Genomic DNA, 19,564 nt, shown 5'->3' on the forward strand with positions numbered 1-19,564 from the left:
CGGGCCCGCCCCCCCACGTGTTTGTGGCGCGGCTCCCCCGCTCACTTTCACGTGAAAGTGCGGCCCCCAGGTGCGCACTTTCACGTGAAAGTGCGCGGGTTAGGTCGTCACTTTCATAGGGAAAGTGCGGGCTTAGGCCAGTGCGTGGCGGCCGTGGGCACGGGTCTCCGCGCTCTGGTCCAGGAGGCGGGCCGCTACCCGGCCGATCGCCGCGTCCAGCTCGGCCCGGTTGGTCGTTCCCCAGTCGCCGAGGCGGTCGGCCAGCCAGTCGTGCCAGGCCGCGACCACCTTCGCGAACTCCGCTCGGCCGGCGTCGGTCAGCTCCCAGCCCTCACGCGCGTACCGCAGGTGACCCGTCAGCTCCAGGCGGTTGAACGCCGGTTCGAGCACCGGGGCCGGGACGCCGAAGTGGTCGCCGATCGCTTTGAGCGTCGCCGGTTCGCCGCGGCGGTCGCGCAGGTGGACCTGCAGGAGGCACCAGATGCCGCCTTCGTCGAGGTCGCTGCCGGCGCGCTCGACGATCGCCGGGGCCACCTCGCGCCGCTCGCGGAAGAAGAGGGTCGCGACCGCGCGCTCCAGCTCGCGGTCGTCCGTCCGCGCTTCCGGCATCGCGAAGCCGTCGCCGAGGTCCGGGGCCGCCGCGCGGGCGGTGTCGCGCAGCGGGACCTCCTTGAGGAAGAACGCCAGCGCGAACGCGACCAGCCCGACCGGCGCGGCGGCGAGGAACACCACGTGCAGGGAATCGCTGTAGGCCTGGATCACCGGCGCCGACACCCCGGCCGGCAGCGCGTGCAGGGCTGTCGGGACCTGCAGCGCCCGCGGGTCGACACCCGGCGGCAACGAGGCCACCGCCGTGGCCAGGTTCGGCGTCAGCTGGTTCGCGTACACCGTGCCGAAGATCGCCGCGCCGAACGAGCTGCCGATCGACCGCAGGAACGTCACGCCCGAGGTGGCCACGCCGAGGTCGGCGTAGTCGACGGTGTTCTGCACCGCGATGGTCAGCACCTGCATGCCCAGCCCGATCCCGAGGCCGAGCACGGCCATGTACGCCGACGCCTCCCAGAAGCCCGTGTCGGTGTCGAGCCGGGACAGCAGGTAGAGCCCGATCGTCATGCCCGCCGCGCCGGCCAGCGGGAAGATCTTGTACCGCCCGGTCTTGCTCACCGCGTTGCCGGCCGCGATCGAGGCCACGAGCAGCGCCAGCACCATCGGCAGCAGCCGGACGCCGGACGAAGTCGCCGACGTGCCCTGGACGTACTGCATGTACGTCGGCAGGTAGGACAACGCGCCGAGCATGGCGAAGCCGACGACGAAGCTCATGATCCCGGCGACGGTGAACACCGGGTTGCGGAACAGCCGCATCGGCAGCATCGGTTCCTTCGCCCGCAGTTCGGCGAAGACGAACGCGGCGAGCAGCACCACCGAGCCGATCGCCATCCCGACGATCGTCGGCGAGCCCCACGCGTACTGCGTGCCGCCCCAGCTCGTCACCAGGGTCAGGCCGGTCGCGGCGAGGCCGATCAGCAGGATGCCGAGGTAGTCGATGACCGGCTTGACCGCGGCGCGGGCGTTCGGCATCGCCGAGGACGCCACGACCAGCACCACGACGACCAGCGGGATGTTGACGTAGAACGCCCAGCGCCAGGACAGGTGGTCGACGAAGAAGCCGCCGAGCATCGGGCCCGCGACGGTCACCACGCCGAACACCGAGCCGAGCACGCCCTGGTACTTGCCGCGCTCGCGCAGCGGGACGACGTCGGCGATGAGCGCGGTCGAGGTGACCATCAGCCCGCCGCCGCCGAGGCCCTGCACCGCGCGCCAGACGATCAGCCACACCATGCTGTCGGCGAACCCGGCGAAGAACGAGCCGATGCCGAACACGACCACGGACAGCTGGAACATCAGCTTGCGGCCGAAGAGGTCGCCGAGCTTGCCGACGACGACGGTCATGATGGTTTCGGCGAGCAGGTAGGACGTGACGACCCAGGACAGGTGCCCGGCGCCGCCGAGGTCGCCGACGATGGTGGGCAGCGCGGTCCCGACGATGGTCTGGTCCAGCGCGGCGAGCAGCATGCCGAGCAGCACGGCCCCGAAGACGGCGTTGACCCGCCCCTTGCTCAGCGGCGCGGGCGCCGGCTCGTGGGCGACCTCGGCGGTGGCCGTCATCCGCACCCTCCTCGCTCGGCCTCCGAGGCTAGTGCGCGGCGTCCACTGTGGATAGCCACCCGTTCCGGTGACGCAGCACCACTTCGAACGGCTCGAAGCCCTGTGCCCGGTAGAACTCCAGCGCACCGTGGTTGGCCGCGTAGGCCGCGACGGTGACGTCGTTCGCGGCGTTCTCCCTTGCCCAGCCGAGGAAAGCGGCGACCAGCTCGGCGCCGGCGCCGGACCGGCGGTGCTCCGAGGCTACCCGCATGCTCTCCAGCACCGCGCGGACCGCGGTGGGGCGCAGCGGGTCCGGCGGCCGCAGCCGCCCGATCAGGTGCCCGCCGGCGGCGAGCAGGCACAGGCAAGCCGGGTTTTCGACGAGGCTCGCGTAGTAGGCGTGGCCTTCGCGGGCGGGCCAGCCGGTGTCCATGAACGGATCACGGCGGCCGCCGTCCTCGGCGAACAGGGCCGCGGCCGACGCCACGAGCGCGGGGACGTCTCTCGGAGCACACACGGAAACAGTCATCCCGGCACCGTAACCCGGACGATTTTCCCGGTGCACCTCAAGTTTTCGGCAGCAGGCTCTCCAGCGCGAGCTGTTCCAGGTGCCCGGCGGCCGCGGCGCTCCCGCCCGCCGCGTGGAACGACGCCGCCACCGCCTCGGCCGCCCGGCGGTAGGACGGCTCGGTCAGCACTTCCTCGAGCGCCGACGCGATCCGGTCGCGGTCCGCGCGGCCGAAGCGCAGCCGGATACCCGCGCCCGCGGCGACCACCTGGGCCGCCACGATCGGCTGGTCGTCGCGGATCGGGGCGACCACCAGCGGCAGGCCGTGCCACAGCGCTTCGCACACCGTGTTGTGCCCGGCGTGGCACAGCACCGCGTCCACCCGCGGCAGCAGCGGCAGCTGCGGGACCGAGGGCCGCACGAGGACGTTCGGCGGCACCGCGCCGAGCACGCCGCCCGGGTCGGCGATCACCGCGCGGACCGGCATCCCGGCGAACGCTTCGGCCGTCGCGGCCAGGAATCCCGCGCCCGCGCCGGTGTTCGCGGTGCCCAGGGAGACGAGCACGGCCGGGCGGAGCGGGTCGAGCCACTCCCACGGGAAGTCGCTTGTGGACGGCCGGGTGCCGAGAGCCGGTCCGACCAGCCGGACCCGCGGCGGCAGCACGGCCGTGCCCAGCAGTTCGCGGGTGGTGAAGGCGAGCACGCCGTGCGGGGAGAACCGGGGGTCGGCCGTGCCGCGGCCGCCGGCGATCCGGGCGCGCAGGCCGTCGAGCAGCCCGCCGACCCAGTCCGCGACCTTCGGCATGCCGGCGAGCGGGTCGACCAGCTCGGCCGACGTCGTCGCCGAGGTGACCCACGGCAGGCCGTGGGCTTCGGCGAGCAGCCCGCCGGCGAGCGCCTGCTGGTCGGCGACGACGACGTGCGGCTCGAAGGCGTCGAGGGCGGTGGCCACGCCGGGCGCCATCGCGTCGGCGAGCGGGACGAGGAAGTCCTGCCAGAGGAACCGCAGCGCGGCGGGCCCCTTGAGGTCCGGCGGGCGCTCCGGCAGCTCGGCGGGCACCGCGCAGGGGAACACGAGCGCGTCCGGGCCGGCCAGCTGCCACAGCAGCTCGTCGTGGCCCGCCCAGGCGACTTCGTGGCCGCGCGCGGTGAGCTCGGCCGCCACGCCCGCCGCCGGGTTGACGTGCCCGACCAGCGGCGGGACGACGAACAGGAACCGCGCCACTACCGCGCCCGGGCCGGGGCGCGCGAGGTGTCGCGGACCCACTCGAAGACCAGGTCGATCACTTCGGCGGTCCGCTCCACCAGCACCGAGTGGCCCTGGTCGGGCAGCACGGCGCACCGGCAGCGGTCCAGGTTCGCTTCGAAGTCCGGGACCTGGGCGGCGAGGCCCGAGTCGCCGCCGAAGATCGCGAACACCGGGCAGCGCACGGCCGAGAGGTCCGCCGCGATGGTCGCGCTGCGCGGGACGTCCTCGGCGATGGTGGTGGTCTCCAGGATCCGGTGGGCGGCCTTCGACAGCCGCGCGGTGTGCGCGCCGTGGTTCTCCGCGATCCAGCCGATGACCTCGTCGATGGCCAGCCGGGTCTTGGCGTCCGCGAGCCCGTCGGCCATGTGCCGGGTCCACGCCTCGGTCGGCGGTTCGCCCTCGATCGCGATGACGCTCGCGACCCGGTCCGGGCGGGCGGCGGCCAGGCCGAACGCCACCGACGATCCGAAGGAGTTGCCGACGACGTGCACCGGCCGGGTCGCCCCGCAGGCGTCGAGGACCGCGACGAGGTCGTCGACGAACTCCTCCAGCCGGTACCCCGACGCGGGACGCGTGGTGCGGCCGTGGCCCCGCAGGTCGTACATCAGCACGTCGAGCCCGCGCGCGGCGAGGGCCGGGCCGAGCGTGAAGTAGTAGCTGGCCAGGCTGTCGGTGAGCAGGCCGTGGACGCACACCACGAGCGGCGCGTCCCCGTCGAGCGGCGCTTCGGCCGCGAGCCGCTGGACGTGCACGTCCAGCTCGCCCGCCCGGACGCGGCTCACGCGGTGGCCCGCAGCGAGGCGACGGTGTAGCGGACGAGCTCGCCGACGGTCAGCGCGATGATCTCGTCCAGGTCGCGCTCGGCGATGAAGGTCGCGAAGTTGACGCGGTCGCCGTAGTGCTCGCGCAGCTGCCCGGACAGCGCCACCAGGTCGACGCTCTCCAGTTCGAGGTCGTCGTGGAAGGTCGTGTCCATGGTGATCTCGGTGTCGTCGAGGCCGTACTCCTCGAGCAGCTCCCGCAGCATCCCGGCCAGCTGCGCGAGGACGGCGGCCTCGTCCGTTGCGGTGGTCTCGATGCTCATTCCGCGGTCTCCTTCGGGTCTTCGGTCCAGGCGACGACGTAGCGGCGCGGCGGGTGCGCGAGGTCGGCGCAGTGCACGAGGTGGTCCCGCCCGGCGGCGCGGACGGTGAGCTCGGTCGTTCCCGCCGCGACGACCTCGAAGTCGCGGGGCTCGCCGCGCAGGCCGGTGCCGAGCAGCTTCGCGACGGCCTCCTTCGCCGTCCAGAACCGGGCGAACCAGCGTTCCGGGTCACCGGGCAGGCCGGCGAACAGCGCCTGCTCGGCCGCACCCAGCGCGGCGTCCACCGTGGACTCCCGGCGCTTGCCGACCTCCTCGACGTCGATGCCGCACGGCCAGGGCCGGGCGATCGCCACCCCCGCCTCGGCCCGGTGCGCCACCGAGATCGTCAACGGCGGGAGCTCCCGGCCGTAGGCACCGGTGACGAACGGGCGCCCGGCGTCGTCGTTGCCGATCCGCAGCTCGGCCGGGAACATCTCGGGCTCGCCACGCGCCCAGAGGTACTGGCGGACGGCGTCCTTCGCGGCGATGCGGCCGAGCAGCCACTGACGGCGTCCTCGCGGTGGCCGGCTTTCGTAGGCGTCGCGCTCGGCGCCGGCGAGGTAGTTGCGCATGATCAGCTCGCGGGTGGCCAGGTCCGGCCACTGCTCGTGCACCAGCGCCCAGCCGCCGGGCTGCTCGATCGACAGCGTCGAGCGCTCGGGGGTCCGGTCGGCCTGCCGGATGTGCGGGGTGCTGTCGAACCGGCGGTCGCGCCAGCCGGTGAACTCGGCCCACACCTGGCCGTGGTGGACGAGCTGCATGTCGGCTTCGAGGAATTCGCCGGTCAGCCCGGTGATCTTGACCAGGCACTCCAGCCGCTCCCCCGGCGCCGGGTGCGGGCCGTGGAACCGGATTTCGCGCACGGCGACCGGAAAGACGGTGGTGCGTTCGGCCAGCCGGGACATGATCCAGTAACCGAGCACCTGGCCGACGTTGTCCAGCAGCGCGCCGGGCGCGGCGGGCGTGGTCAGCACCGCGCGGACGTGCCGCTCGCCGACGGCGGTCAGCTCGGTGACGCCCTGGAAGCCCGGGCCGTGGAACATCCAGCGGTCGGCGTACAGCTCGGCGGCCGTCGTCCGCGGGACCTGCTCCGCCGACGCGGGGAAGCGCCACGGCGCCGGCGCGTCGGCCGGGTACGCCGGGGCGAGTTCCACGACGGCCTGGGAGTAGCCGTCCAGCGCGGCGAGCACCCGGTCGGTGCCGTGCGGGCGGATCCGGACCCCCACGGTGACGGCCGGGACCGCGGTGATCCACTGCGTGAGCCGGACGTCGTGCACCGCGACCGCGCGGCGGCCGGGCGCGGCCTGCTCGGCGAAGCCCATCAGGTGGTCGATCACCGTGCTCGCCGGGACGACCGGCCAGCGGTCACCGGGGTCGGCCTGCGGCGGCTGCTTGAAGAAGCAGTGGTCGAGCAGGTATGGCATCGCCTCGACCGACACCACGAGCGTCGTGTCCAGCTCCCCCAGTGGCGGCACTTTCACGTGAAAGTGCGGCCCCTGGTCCGCACTTTCACGTGAAAGTGCGGACGCGGCGAGGGCGGTGGACGCCAGCTGGGCCGTGTCGGTCAGCAGGGCGGCGAGTTCCGCGGCGAGCGGGCCCTTCCGGGCCAGGTCGTCCACTGTGGACCGGTGAGCCGGGAGGGCGATGCGCGCGCGGACGCCTTCGTCGAGGGAGATGAGGTGGCCGCCCAGGTCCAGCTTGACCGCCTTCGACGGCGTCCCGCGTTCGCCCGGCAGCCGCGTGAAGTCGATGTCCGCACCGTCGGCCCACAACGCGGTCGCGACCCGCCGCAGCTGCGCGAGGCCGGGCCGGTGCGCCGAGTGCGCCGCCACGGCCAGGTGCTCCTCGCCGTGCAGGGTGTCGCCGACCAGGGAGCCGAGCTGGCCCGCGCCGACCTGGACGAACGCGCGGAACCCGGCGGCGTGCAGGGCCCGCACGAGCGGGCGGAACCGGACCGGTTCCAGCAGGTGCCGCACGAACAGCTCGCGGACGTCCGCTTCGGCGGCCGGGTACTCCGCCACCGTCGTCGCCGACCAGATCGGCAGCCGCGGCGGGTGCAGGGTGAACCGGGCGGCCGCGTCGCGGATCGGGTCCAGGTAGGGCCGGAGCATCGGCGTGTGGAACCCGGACCGGAACGGCAGCACCTGCGCGACGATCCCCGCGTCCCGGAACCGCGTGACGAGCGCGGCCACGGCGGCGGCCGGCCCGCAGACCATGGCCTGGTTGGGCGAGTTGTCGTGGGAGAGGACGACGTCCGTGCGCCCGGCCAGCTCCTCGATCACCTGCGGCGCGGGCGCGCCGATCGCGGCGAAGGCGAGGCCGGGGACGACGAGCGCGTCGGGGTCGAAGCCGGCGAGGAACGCGTCGACCTCGGCCTCGGCGTGCAGGCCGGCGACGGCCATCGCCGTCCACTCCCCCAGGCTGTGCCCGGCGACGGCGTCCGGGACGACGCCGAGACGCCCGAGCGCGGTGTTGAGCAGGCGGCCCAGCTCGAAGACCGCGGTGCCCTGGCGGCCGACGTCGCCGACCTCGACGTCCGCGTGCTGCCACGGGAGCCCGAAGTGGCGGGCGACGTCACCGCAGTTCAGCGTCAGTTCCGATTCCAGGCCCGGGAAGAGGAAGGCGACCTTGCCGCCGCCCGGCCCGAGCAGCGGGCGGTCGGCGAACCAGACGTCGTTGCGGCCCCGCCAGGCCCGGCCGCGGGCGACCGCCTTGCGGGCGAGTGCCAGGCGTTTCTCCGTCGGGTCGACGACGCCGAGCCGGACCGGGCCGTCGCCGGCCACCGGCGTCGCGGGCCGGTCGAGCAGGTCCCGCAGTTCGCCGACCGTCCGGGCGGCCAGGCGCAGCACCCGTTCCGGCTCCCGGACGACGACCGGCGCCGCCCGGCCCGGCGCTTGCTCCAGCACGACGTGGGCGTTGATCCCGCCGAACCCGAACGCGTTGACGCCGGCCCGGCGCACGGCCGCGTCCCAGTCCTTCGCGGTGTCCAAAGGGGAGAAACGAGTGCGCGCGAGGGCGGGGTGCGGGTCGTCGCAGTGCAGGGTGGGCAGCAGGACGCCGTGGTGCACGGCCAGCGCGGCCTTGACGAGCCCGGCGATGCCGGCGGCGGGCATCGTGTGCCCGATCATGGACTTCACCGAGCCGAGAACCGCTTCACCGCGCGCGCCGAACACCTCCGCGAGGGTGGCGAGTTCGGCGGCGTCCCCGGCCGGGGTCGCGGTGCCGTGGGCCTCCAGCAGGCCGATCGACTGCGGGTCGGCGGGGTCGAGCCCGGCCGCGGCCCACGCCTGGCGGACCGCGCGGACCTGGCCGCCGGAGTCGGGGTTGACGAGGCTCGCCGTCCGCCCGTCGGAGGCGACGCCGGTGCCGGTGACCACGGCGTACACGCGGTCGCCGTCGCGCTCGGCGTCGGCGAGGCGCTTGAGCACGACGATGCCGGTGCCCTCGCCGATGAGCACGCCGTCGGCGTCGCGGTGGAACGGCCGGATCCGCTCGCTCGGCGACAACGCGCCGAGCTGGGTGAACACGCTCCAGAACGTGATGTCGTGGCAGTGGTGCACACCGCCGGCGAGGACGACGTCGCAGCGCCCGGTGGCGAGCTCGCGCACCGCGTGGTCGACGGCGATCAGGGAGGACGCGCACGCGGCGTCCACGGTGTACGCCGGGCCGCGCAGGTCGAGGCGGTTGGCCAGCCGCGACGCCGCGAGGTTCGGCACCAGCCCGATCGCGGACTCCGGCGCCTCGGGGCCGAGCTGGTCGGTGAAGGCCTGCCGGACGGCGTCGAGCTTGTCCGCGCCGAGTTCGGGCATCAGCTCGCCGAGCGTGCGGACGAGCTGCGTCACCGTCCGGACGCGCTGGTCGAGCCGGACGAGCCCCGGCGTCAGGTAGCCGCCGCGGCCGAGCACCACGCCGACCTTGGCCCGGTCCGCGGGGAGGCGGTCCGGGCCGCCCGCGTCCGCGACGGCCTGGGCGGCGACGCGGAGCGCGATCAGCTGGTCGGGTTCGGTGGACGGCACCGACGTCGGCATGATCCCGAACCCGGCGACGTCCACTTCGGCCAGTTCGTCGACGAAGCCGCCGCGGCGGCAGTAGACGCGGTCGGCGCGCCGCTCGTCCGGCGCGTAGTGCGTGCCGTCCCACTTCTCCGGCGGCACTTCGGTGATGGCGTCGACGCCGCCGACGAGGTTGCGCCAGTACGCCGCCAGGTCCGGGGCGCCGGGCAGGAGCACCGACATCCCGACGATCGCAACACGCATCCCGGTCACCACCCGGAGGCGGTGTGGACGACGGCGGCGGAGCCGGGGCGGCCCCAGGCCAGCTCTCGCAGCAGGCCGAGGGTGCCTTCCTCGGGGTCGATCAGCGCGATGCCCCGGCGGGCGTAGTCGCGCACCAGCTCCCGCGTGACCATCCCGTCGTGCTCGCCGGCCGGGGCCCACGGTCCCCAGTGGACGGTCACCGCGCGCCCGGCAGGCCACCGCCGCCCGAGGGCTTCGAGCGCGTCGTTGGCGGCGGCGTAGTCGGTCTGGCCCCGGTTGCCGAGCGCGGCGGCGATGCTGCCGAAGAGGACGACGAACTTCGGCTCGTCCGGCAGGTCCGCGGTTGCTTCGAGGAGGGTCCTGGCCCCGTCCGCCTTGGTGCTGTAGACCCGGGTGAAGGACTCCGGCGTCTTGTCCGCGACGAGCTTGTCCTCGATGACGCCGGCCGCGTAGACGATCCCGTCGAGCCGGCCGTGCTCGGCGTGGATCTCCTTGACCGCGCGGTGGACGGCTTCGGCGTCGAGCATGTCGACGGACTGGTAGCGCACCGGGCTGCCGAGGGCTTCGAGTTCCCCGAGGGTCGCCCGGACCTCGCGCTCGCCCATGGTGCGCCGGACGGTCTTCTCGATCTCGGCGGGGTTCCTCAGTCCGTCGCCGATGAGGGCGGCGCGGAGGGCGTTGGCGTCTTTCGCTTGCGGGTGTTCGTCTTCCGCGGTCAGGGCCGTCCGGCCGAGCAGCTCGATCCGGCAGTGCGCCGCCGCGGCCACGGTGGCGGCGAAGCGGGCGGTGATGCCTTTCGCCCCGCCGACGAGGAGGACGACCGACTCGCGGTCGAGCCCGATGGCGGCGGCTTCGGCCACGCCGTCACCCGCGGGTCCGGCGCCGCTGCCGGCGAGGAGCCCGAGGCTCTCTTCGACCGGTTCGATGCCGTGCCTCGCGGTTCCGTTGTGGACGACGACCGGCTCACGGTCCACAGTGGACAGTTCGGCGACGAGGCCGGCGGCGTCCGCGCCTTCGACGACCCGGGTGAGCGTGTCCGGGTACTCGCGGGCGAGGCTGCGGTGGAAGCCGCGGAGGCCCTCCGCGGGCCCGGCGGAGAGCAGCCAGCGGGGGTGGCGGGCGAGGGCGTCCTGGTAGCGCGGGAAGGCGGTGGGCAGGACGGGGTCGAGGAACAGGTACCCGTCGAAGCCCGGTCGGACGTCGTCGCCGGTTTCGGCCTCGGCGCCGTGGCCGGTCAGCGCGGTGCGGACGTCCTCGGCGAACGCGCCGGAACCGACGACCAGGAGCCGGCGGCCCGCGATGTCGGGGGTGCCCGCCGGGGCGAGTTCGACGTCGGTCATGACGTACCGCTTCGGCGCGATGATCACAGGCTCGGGCTCGGCGGCCACCGGCCGGGGTTCGTCGCGACCGGCTTCGCCCAGCAGGTCCGCGATCCCCGCCGCGGTCCGGGCCCTCGCCAGCTCCTCGACGTCGCCGGTGCCCAGCCGGACGGTCAGCTCCCCGGCGATCTCGGCCCGCTTGATCGAGTCCACGCTGAGATCGGCCTCGAGATCGAGATCCGGCTCGATCATGTCCACCGGATACCCCGTCCGCTCCCCGATCACCGCGACCACGGTCTCCAGCACCGAGGTGCCGGCCTCGGGCTGCTGCGGAGTTCCGACCAGGTCGGCGATCGCGGCCGCCGTACGCGCCTTCGCGAACTCCTCCACATCACCGCCGGTGAGCCCGAGCCGGGACGCCAGCTCACCCGCGATCTCCGCCCGCTTGATCGAGTCCACGCTGAGATCGGCCTCGAGATCGAGATCCGGCTCGATCATCTCCACCGGATACCCCGTCCGCTCCCCGATCACCGCGACCACGGTCGCCAGCACCGACCGCTCGGCGGCAGCCACCACCGGCGCCGGGAGCACCTCCGGAACGACTGCGGGAACGACCACCGGTGCGGGCGGCTCGCCGGTGCCGAAGAACCCGAGCAGGACATCGCGCTGGGCGGCGATCATCTCCCGGCTCGTCCGCAGGAAGTCCGCGACCATCGCTTCCGACGTGGGTGCCTCCACCGCCGGCAGGCCCAGCGTGATCCGCGACGCCGGCCGCAGCGCGCCCGCCGGGATCGTGCCGTCCGCGGTCCGGACCAGGTGGCCGTCGACCGTCCACCCCGGGCGCTTCGGGCGCGGGGCCGTCGCCGCGTCGAGCGCGTCCCGGCCGCGGAACAGCCAGCTTGTCTCGACCGGGACCCCGGACACCGCCAGCCGCGCCAGCGCGCCGAGGAAGCCCGGCAGGCCGCGGCGGCCCGGCTGCTCGAAACCGACCGTCCGATGGGGACGGTCGCCGAGGATCGCGCCGACCTGCCCGGCCAGCACCGCACCCGGGCCCGCCTCGACGAACACCCGCGCCCCGGCCGCGTACATCGCTTCGATCTGCTCGACGAACCGCACCGGCGCGCCCAGCTGCGCGGCCAGCTCGCCGCGGATCTCGTCCGGCCCGGCCGGGTAGGGCGCCGCCGTCCGGTTGCCGTACACCGGCACCGACGGCCGGACGACGCCGATCGCGCCCAGCGTGCGGCCGAACGCGTCGCCGGCGGCCGCGACCAGCGGGCTGTGGAACGCGCACGCCACCTGGAGCCGTTTCGCGCCCAGCCCGGCTTCGCGCAGCCGCTCGATCGCCGCCGAGACGTCCGCCGTCGCGCCCGAAATCACCGTCTGCTTCGGGGAATTGTGGTTGGCCAGCACCACCGGCGACGAGCCGAGCACCGACTCGACCTCCGCCGCGGCCGCCGACACCGCCGCCATCGCACCCGGGTCCGCCGCCGGCACCGCGTCGAGGATCGCCCCCGCCCGGGCGTGGCTCGCGTGCAGCAGGCCCTCCGGGGTGAACGCGCCGGCCGCCGCCAGCGCGGTCAGCTCGCCGTAGCTGTGCCCGCCGAGCATGGCGGGCCGCACGCCGGCGCGGGTCAGCAGCCGGAACGCCGCCAGACCGGCGAGGCCGAGCGCGGGCTGGGCGACGCGGGTGTCGGTGACCCGGTCCACCGCGGCCCGGCGCGCGGGCTCGCCGAACACCGCCGGGCCGAAGACGACGCCGGCCGTCGCCGGGTCGAGGCGCAGGTACCGCTGCAGCTCCGGGAACGCGACGAACAGCTCGGCGAACATGCCCGGCCGCTGGCTGCCCTGGCCGGGGAACAGCACCGCCACTTCGCCCGGCGCGGTCCCGTCGCCGCGGAACACCCCGGCCGGCTCCTGCCCGTCGAGTGCCTGGCGCAGCAGGGAAACCAGCTCGTCCACAGTGGACGCGACCATGGCGAGCCGCGCCTGTCGGCCCTCCGCCCGCCGCGAGGTACTCAGTGCCAGGTCCCGCAACCGCCACGGCTCGTGCCCGGCCGGGACGTCCGACGCCAGCGCCAGCAGGTCCCGCACCGCCGCGTCGGTGGCGAAGGTGAACAGCTCCGCCGGCCACTCGTCGGCCGCCTGAGCGGGCGGGACGCTGTCGTGCGCGCCCAGCACCACGTGGAAGTTGGTCCCGCCGAAGCCGAACGCGCTGACCCCGGCGATCCGCTCGGCGGCCGGTGCCGCCCACGGCTGCGCGGCCGACTGGAACACGAACGGGCTGGTCTCGGCCTCCCAGGCCGGGTTCGGCGCCGAGATGTGCAGCGTCGGCGGTTTGACGCCGGTGTGCAGCGCGAGCGCGGTCTTGATCAGCCCGGCCAGGCCCGCCGCGCACTTGGTGTGCCCGATCTGCGACTTCACCGAGCCGATCGTGCAGCCGCCCGGCGCGGCGCCGGCCTCGGTGAACACCTTCGTCAGCGTGGCCAGCTCGGTCCGGTCGCCGACGACGGTGCCGGTGCCGTGCGCCTCGACCAGCCCGACGCTCGCGGGCGAGACGCCGGCGTTGCGGTACGCCCTGGTCAGCGCGGCGTGCTGGCCCTCCGGCCGGGGCGCGGTCAGCCCGAGCGCCCGCCCGTCGGAAGCCGCGCCGACGCCCTTGATCACCGCGTACACCCGGTCGCCGTCGCGTTCGGCGTCCGCCAGCCGCTTGAGCGCGACGCACGCGACGCCTTCGCCGAGTGCGATGCCGTCGGCCGCGCTGTCGAACGTCGCCGAGCGCCCGGTCGGCGAGAGCGCGTGCGCCGAGGCGAACAGGAGGTAGTCGTTGATGCCGTTGTGCAGGTCCGCGCCGCCGCAGAGGACGAGGTCGCTGGTGCCCGCGGTCAGCTCCTTGCAGGCGACGTCGACCGCGGTCAGCGACGACGCGCACGCCGCGTCGACGGTGTAGTTCGCGCCGCCGAGGTCGAGCCGGTTGGCGATCCGGCCCGCGATGACGTTGGCCAGCACCCCCGGGAAGGAGTCTTCGGTGATCTTCGGCAGCTGTTCGTCCAAGTCGGACGGCAGTTCGCCCACGTAGGCCGGCAGCACGGTCCGCAGCGACATCGCGTTCGACAGGTCGCTGCCCGCCTCGGCGCCGAACACCACCGACGTGCGCGAGCGGTCGAACGCGCGGTGCTCGTAACCGGCGTCCACCAGCGCGCGGTGCGCGGCCTCCAGGGCCAGCAGCTGCACGGGTTCGATGCTCGCCAGCGACGACGGCGGGATGCCGTAGCGCAGCGGGTCGAAGCCGATCTCCGGCAGGAACCCGCCCCAGCGCGACGGCGACTTCCCGCCCCGTCCCTCCGGGTCGTAGTACAGCGACGGGTCCCACCGCTGCGGCGGGACTTCGGTGACGGCGTCCACTCCGGACAGCACGTTCGCCCAGAACGACGCCAGGTCGGGCGCCTGCGGGAACAGGCACGCCATCCCGACGATCGCGATGTCGAGGGGCTCGGGTGCGGCGGGTTCCGTTGACGTGAAACCGAAAGCGGCGGCTCGCTCGCGCAGGAACGCGTCCGCGCCTTCGCCCACCGCGCGGTGCAGGTCGGCGATCGTGGTGACGGCCGAGCGCAGCACGGCGACTTCGCCTGCCATGAACATGCCTTCGGCGAGCTGCCGGTCCTCGCCGACGTCCCGCAGTTCGGCGCCGACGCGCTCGATGCCCTTGCTCGCCAGGCGGAGGCGGCCGACGTTGAGCGTCTCCAGCTGTTCCCACGCGTCGCGGCTCGGCACCCCGCGCTCGGCGAGGTCCGCCTTGATCGCCGCGTACTCCTCGGTGAACGGGCTGCGAACGCAGCGGGTGGCGTGCCCCGGCGCGGTTTCCAGCAGGTCGGTGTGCCCGGCGGCCAGCAGCTGCCGCTGGAACCCGGGCAGCACCGCGCCCGCTTCGACGGCTTCGCGCGTGAACAGGTACGCGGTGCCCATCAGCACCCCGATCGCCGCACCCCGCGCCGCCACCGGCCGGGCGAGCGCGGCCACCATCGCGGCCGAGCGCTCGTCGTGGACGCCGCCGGCGAACAGCAGCTGCAGCTGCCCGGCCGCGTCCGGGGTGCCGGCGAGGAAGTCGCCGAGGACGCCGAGCTGCGCTTCCCACAGGGGAAAGCTGGTGCGGGGCCCGACGTGGCCGCCGCATTCCGAGCCTTCGAAGACGAACTTGCGCGCCCCGGCTTCGAGGAACTGCTTCAGCAGCCCGGGCGAGGGCACGTGCAGGAACGTCGAGATGCCGGCGTCCTCGAGTGCCGCGGCCTGCGCCGGGCGCCCGCCCGCGATGATCGCGTGGGTCGGCCGCACGGCCCGGATCACCTCGAGCTGCGCGGTTTTGACGTCGTCGGCGGCGAACCCCAGCACGCCGACACCCCAGGGCGCGTCACCGACGGTGTCGCGGGTGCGTTCCAGGACGTCGCGGGTCTGGTCGGCGCCGGACAGGGCCAGCGCGATGAACGGCAGCGCCCCGCCCGCGGCGACCTCGGCGGCGAAGGCGGGCTGGTCGCTGACCCGGGTCATCGGGCCCTGCGCGATCGGCAGCGCCGTGCCGAACGCGCGGCCGCCCGCACTGCCCGGCCCCAGCACCGCCGTTTCCCCGCGCAACGCTTCTTCGACGGCGTCGGCGACGCCGCGCACCGCCGCCGTCACCGTGCCCCAGCGGTCGCGGAACCGCGTGGCGAGGAAGACGTCCTGCCCGGCTTCGAGCGGTTCGGCGCCGCGGCGGGCGAGCACGCGGACGCCGTCGACGACGGTCGTCTCCGACCCGTCGAGCCCGGCCAGCCCGGCGGTCAGCCGCGACGGCAGTTCGGCTTCCGGCAACAGGGCGAGCTGCGTGTCGAGCACGACGCCGGCGGCACCACCGGCGATCGCGGCCGCGGCGGTGTGCGGCCCGATCCCGCCCGCGGCCCACACTCCGACGTCCAGCGCGTCGTCGGCGAGCAGGGCTTGGAGCAGCACGAACGTGCTCAGTTCGCCGGTCCGGCCGCCGCATTCGTGGCCGCGGGCGATCAGGCCGTGCGCGCCGCCCTCGACCGCCCGCGCGGCCGACGCCCGGGACGTGACCTCGGCCAGTACCCGGCGGCCCGGGAAGTCCCGCGCTTCGCACTCGGCGTCTTCGGTCAGCAGGACCGTGGTGACGGCTTCGGGCAGTTCCGCGCCCGGCGGCGGCCCCGCGAGCCGGACCCCGAACGCTCCGATGCCCCATTCGCCCAGCAGCGCCAGCTCTTCCGCGCGGGCGGCGTGCCCGCCGGTCAGGTCGAGCACGCCGAGCCCGCCCCCGCGCGCGACGGCCGCGACCCCGCGCGCCGACGGCCACCGCAGCGGCGACACGGCGACGACCGGCCCGGCCGGCGCGGAGTCGTCTATCGAGAGACGCATGGGAACTCCCGCTCCAACGAAAGGGGGCATGGGCAACGGGGAGTACTTAAGCGGGTTCGGTGCACATCGTCAACAACCCACCACGATTTCATCGCCGCGGTTCAGAAAATTCGGGATGGACCAGGCGGGCGGTGCAAGAATTTAACGCCGCTGTCATGTTACCCGCGGTCCGGGATGCGGGACCCGATTGCCGCGGGCGGCCTCCGGACCGGTTCGCCGGGCGGCCCACCGGAAGCACGCCGCCAGACGGCGCAAGCCATCCCGCCTGGTGGACGCGTGCGATTGCCCACATCGGACCACTCCGACCGGCGGGTCCGGCGTTTCGACCGAGTCACCGCGGTGTATCGGAAACGGAATACCGACCGTCCGGTATCCCTTTCTCGGCAACCACACTCCGCGTCAATTGCAAGAAGGCTGACCGGAATTTGTCGATGCTATTCCTGGCGTTCGAACGAATGCAGTGAAGAATGCTCGATCCAATTCCGGGACCCCGGGGAGTCCACTGTGGATTCGGCACCCGGCCGGATTCCCGGTGCTCACGCGATCGCGATCGAACCTCCCGAAGCCGTCAGCCGGCCCGACACCGTCTCCCGGCCGCGCGACCGGCGGTATTCGGGCGAACACCATCGGTGCTCCGCTCGGCGCCCACGGGACGGCGGTGATCGCAATCTTCCCCCGTCGCGTTACAAATTTTCCCTGAGAAAAGCTGAAGACATTTCGCATACTCATCGGTAACAGTGGACACATCGTCTAGACTTGGACGAACTGTCCAGCGATGGAGGTGCTGTGGACTACTGGTACACCGACGACCGCTCGGGAACGCGGTACCCGGGCGACCCGCTGCGGTGGCGCGGGGACGACGGCGCCCCGCTCACCGTCGCCCCGCTGGCCGGGCTCGGCCCCGGCGACGTCGACACCGGGGTCCGGTCGCTCTGGCGGTACCGGGCCGCGCTGCCCGGCGACCTCCGCCCGGTCTCGCTGGGCGAAGGCTGCACCCCGCTGGTCACGCCGGACTGGGGTGGCACCGGCGTCCGGTTCAAGCTCGAGTGGTTCAGCCCGACCGGCAGCTTCAAGGACCGCGGCTCCAGCGTCATGGTCTCCGCACTGGCCGGCGCCGGGGTGAAGGAGCTCCTCGAAGACAGCTCCGGCAACGGCGGCTCGTCGGTCGCGGCCTACAGCGCCGCGGCGGGGATCGCGGCCACGGTCCTCGCCCCCGAGGGCACCTCGGCCGCCAAGGTCCTGCAGACCCAGGCGTACGGCGCGACCGTCGAACTGGTGCCCGGCACCCGGGACGACACCGCCGCCGAAGCCGTCCGGCGCTCGGCCGCCACGACCTACGCCAGCCACAACTGGCACCCCTTCTTCCTGCAGGGCACCAAGACCCTCGCCTACGAACTGTGGGAAGACCTCGGGTTCCGCGCGCCCGACGCCGTCGTCACGGTCGCCGGCGCGGGCAGCATCGTGCTCGGCTGCGACCTGGGGTTCGGCGAGCTCCTGGCCGCCGGTTCGATCGCGAAGCGCCCCCGGCTGCTCGTCGCGCAGCCGCGGAACTGCTCCCCCATCGACGCCGCCGTCCACGACCGGCCGCCACCGCCGTTCGCCCCGACCGTCGCCGAGGGCACCGCGATCCGGCAGCCGGTGCGCCTGCCGGAGGTGGTCGCGGCGATCCGGCGCTCGGGCGGTGACACGGCCGCGATCGACGAGGGCGCCATCGCCGCGGCCGCCCGCCGCCTGGCCTCGCTCGGCCTCTACGCCGAGCCGACCAGCGCGACCGCCGCCGCGGCCGTCGACGTGTTCCGCGACCGCGGCGCGATCCGGCCGGGCGAGACCACCGTCGTCGTGCTCACCGGTTCCGGCTTGAAGGCGCCCGGCAAGCTGCGGGAGCTGATCGGGTGACCGAGGACGAACTGCTCCTGCGCGAGGCCGAGAAGATCGCCCACGCGGTCGGCCGGATGTTCCCCGGCCTGTGCGAAGTGGTGCTGCACGACCTGCGCGACCCGGCCCACGCCGTCCGGGCGATCGAGGGCGGGCTGTCCGGACGCGCGGTCGGCGATCCGGCCACCGAGCTGGGCCTGGCGCGGATCGCCGACCCGGGCTTCCCGGACGTCCTCCAGAACTACCCGAACCGCTTCCCCGACGGCCGCCCGGCGAAGAGCACGTCGATCGGCCTCCGCAACTCGGCCGGCGAGTACGTCGCGGCGTTGTGCCTCAACCTCGACGTGTCCCTGCTCGGCTCGGCGGCCCAGGCCCTCACCCGCCTGACCGGCACCGCCGAGCCCGCGCCGCTGACCGAGAGCCTGCGCGCCCGCACGGGTGACGAACTCCGCACGCTGGTGGAAAACTACGCGGCCGAGCGCGGCCACACCCCGCGCAGCCTCCCGCCGACGGGGAAGAAGGACCTCGTCCGGTCGGTCAAGGAGCGCGGGTTCCTGGAGCTGAAGAACGCGGTGCCGGCGTTGACCGACCTGCTCGGGATCTCGCGAGCCACCGTCTACAACTACCTGCGCTGACTCAGAAGACCGACCAGCCGGTCAGCGTCGTGAACCGGTCCAGCGCCGACACCCCCGCCACCGAGTTGCCGCGCGCGTCCAGGCCCGGGCTCCACACGCACACCGCGCAGCGGCCCGGGACGATCGCGACGATGCCGCCGCCCACGCCGCTCTTGCCGGGGAGGCCGACGCGGTAGGCGAACTCGCCCGCCGCGTCGTACGTGCCGCACGTCAGCATCACCGCGTTGACCCGCTTGGCCGCGCTCTGGCCGAGCAGGCGGGTGCCGTCGTTGCGGATGCCGTGGCGGGCCAGGAACAACGCCGACCGCGCGACGTCCGCGCAGCTCATCGCGATCGAGCACTGGCGGACGTACTGGTCCAGCACCGACGGCACCGGGTGCCGCATGTTGCCGTAGGAAGCCATGAAGTACGCGAGGGCGCGGTTGCGGTCGGCGTGCCCCGCTTCCGACGCCGCCACTTCGGCGTCGACGTCGATTCCGGGGCGGCCACTCTCCTCGCGCAGGAATGCGAGCAACGCTTCGACCGCGTCGCCGTGCTGCGCGAGTTCGTCGGTCACCACCAGCGCGCCCGCGTTGATGAACGGGTTGCGCGGGATGCCGTCCTCGTGTTCCAGCTGCACGAGCGAATTGAACGGGTCGCCCGACGGTTCGCGGCCGACGCGCGTCCACACACCGTCGCCGCGGGAAAGCGTCAAAGCGAGCGTGAACACTTTGGACATGCTCTGCACCGAAAACGGGTGCAGCCAGTCGCCGACGCCGTGCAGCGCACCGTCCACTTCGGCCACCGCCATGCCGAACCGACCCGGCTCGACCCTGGCCAGCGCGGGGATGTAGTCCGCGACGGCGCCGCGGCCGACGTCGGACGCGACGTCGCCGGCGATCCGGTCAAGCAGCGCCGCGAGGTCCACCGCCGTAGCGTAGAAGGCCCGCGGTTCTGGGCGCGCGGCACCCCTGTCAAATCGAAACCGGGTAATAGCGGGAAAACCGCGCGGTGATCTCCGGCACACCTTAAGTCTTCCTTAGGCCGCTTGGTGACTTGCCGCACAAGCTCTAGC

At 73.9% G+C, this 19,564-nt stretch carries 10 protein-coding genes; 2 read left to right on the forward strand and 8 right to left on the reverse strand.

Going from position 1 to position 19,564, the window contains the following annotated elements:
- Positions 1-132: 132 nt before the first annotated feature.
- Genes AB0B33_RS09010 through AB0B33_RS09040 form a run of 7 tightly spaced genes read right to left on the reverse strand, consistent with a single transcriptional unit; the run spans position 133 to position 16,000 of the window.
- Entirely contained in the window at positions 133-2,166 is a 2,034-nt protein-coding gene (locus AB0B33_RS09010; RefSeq protein ID WP_360768660.1) for an MDR family MFS transporter, read from the reverse strand.
- A 28-nt stretch (positions 2,167-2,194) separates the two neighbouring features.
- Positions 2,195-2,674, reverse strand: coding sequence for a GNAT family N-acetyltransferase (locus tag AB0B33_RS09015; RefSeq protein WP_360768663.1), 480 nt, complete (start codon positions 2,672-2,674; stop codon positions 2,195-2,197).
- 37 nt (positions 2,675-2,711) lie between these two features.
- Positions 2,712-3,878 (reverse strand): nucleotide disphospho-sugar-binding domain-containing protein, encoded by a 1,167-nt coding sequence (locus tag AB0B33_RS09020; protein ID WP_360768666.1) that lies wholly within the window; start codon positions 3,876-3,878, stop codon positions 2,712-2,714.
- Positions 3,878-4,684, reverse strand: a complete 807-nt coding sequence (locus tag AB0B33_RS09025; protein WP_247023420.1) for an alpha/beta fold hydrolase — start codon at positions 4,682-4,684, stop codon at positions 3,878-3,880. Before AB0B33_RS09025 ends, AB0B33_RS09020 begins: the two co-directional genes overlap by 1 nt.
- Entirely contained in the window at positions 4,681-4,986 is a 306-nt protein-coding gene (locus tag AB0B33_RS09030) for a phosphopantetheine-binding protein (RefSeq protein WP_247023421.1), read from the reverse strand. The genes AB0B33_RS09025 and AB0B33_RS09030 overlap by 4 nt, the downstream gene beginning before the upstream one ends.
- Positions 4,983-9,281: a beta-ketoacyl synthase N-terminal-like domain-containing protein gene (locus AB0B33_RS09035; RefSeq protein ID WP_360768670.1), complete on the reverse strand. Its 4,299-nt coding sequence runs from the start codon at positions 9,279-9,281 to the stop codon at positions 4,983-4,985. The genes AB0B33_RS09030 and AB0B33_RS09035 overlap by 4 nt, the downstream gene beginning before the upstream one ends.
- A gap of 5 nt (positions 9,282-9,286) precedes the next feature.
- Complete coding sequence (locus AB0B33_RS09040; RefSeq protein WP_360768672.1) at positions 9,287-16,000, reverse strand: SDR family NAD(P)-dependent oxidoreductase; 6,714 nt, start codon at positions 15,998-16,000, stop codon at positions 9,287-9,289.
- Positions 16,001-16,756: 756 nt separating this feature from the next.
- Here AB0B33_RS09040 and AB0B33_RS09045 point away from each other — a divergent pair.
- Both AB0B33_RS09045 and AB0B33_RS09050 read left to right on the forward strand, forming a co-directional pair.
- Entirely contained in the window at positions 16,757-17,896 is a 1,140-nt protein-coding gene (locus tag AB0B33_RS09045; RefSeq protein ID WP_360768675.1) for a pyridoxal-phosphate dependent enzyme, read from the forward strand.
- Positions 17,893-18,510 carry a PAS domain-containing protein gene (locus AB0B33_RS09050; protein WP_360768678.1) on the forward strand — a complete coding sequence of 206 codons (618 nt, stop codon included), beginning with the start codon at positions 17,893-17,895 and terminating at the stop codon, positions 18,508-18,510. Before AB0B33_RS09045 ends, AB0B33_RS09050 begins: the two co-directional genes overlap by 4 nt.
- Before the next feature lies 1 nt (position 18,511).
- Here the strand turns inward: AB0B33_RS09050 and AB0B33_RS09055 are convergent, their stop codons facing one another.
- Positions 18,512-19,417, reverse strand: coding sequence for a glutaminase (locus AB0B33_RS09055; protein ID WP_360768681.1), 906 nt, complete (start codon positions 19,415-19,417; stop codon positions 18,512-18,514).
- Between the last annotated feature and the right edge of the window lie 147 nt (positions 19,418-19,564).

Source organism: Amycolatopsis sp. NPDC049159 (assembly GCF_040648295.1).
Lineage (GTDB): Bacteria > Actinomycetota > Actinomycetes > Mycobacteriales > Pseudonocardiaceae > Amycolatopsis > Amycolatopsis pretoriensis_A.

Coding starts and splice junctions, on each gene's coding strand:
- AB0B33_RS09010 (WP_360768660.1), bottom strand. CDS start 2,166: ATGACGGCCACCGCCGAGGTCGCCCACGAGCCGGCGCCCGCGCCGCTG.
- AB0B33_RS09015 (WP_360768663.1), bottom strand. CDS start 2,674: ATGACTGTTTCCGTGTGTGCTCCGAGAGACGTCCCCGCGCTCGTGGCG.
- AB0B33_RS09030 (WP_247023421.1), bottom strand. CDS start 4,986: ATGAGCATCGAGACCACCGCAACGGACGAGGCCGCCGTCCTCGCGCAG.
- AB0B33_RS09035 (WP_360768670.1), bottom strand. CDS start 9,281: ATGCGTGTTGCGATCGTCGGGATGTCGGTGCTCCTGCCCGGCGCCCCG.
- AB0B33_RS09040 (WP_360768672.1), bottom strand. CDS start 16,000: ATGCGTCTCTCGATAGACGACTCCGCGCCGGCCGGGCCGGTCGTCGCC.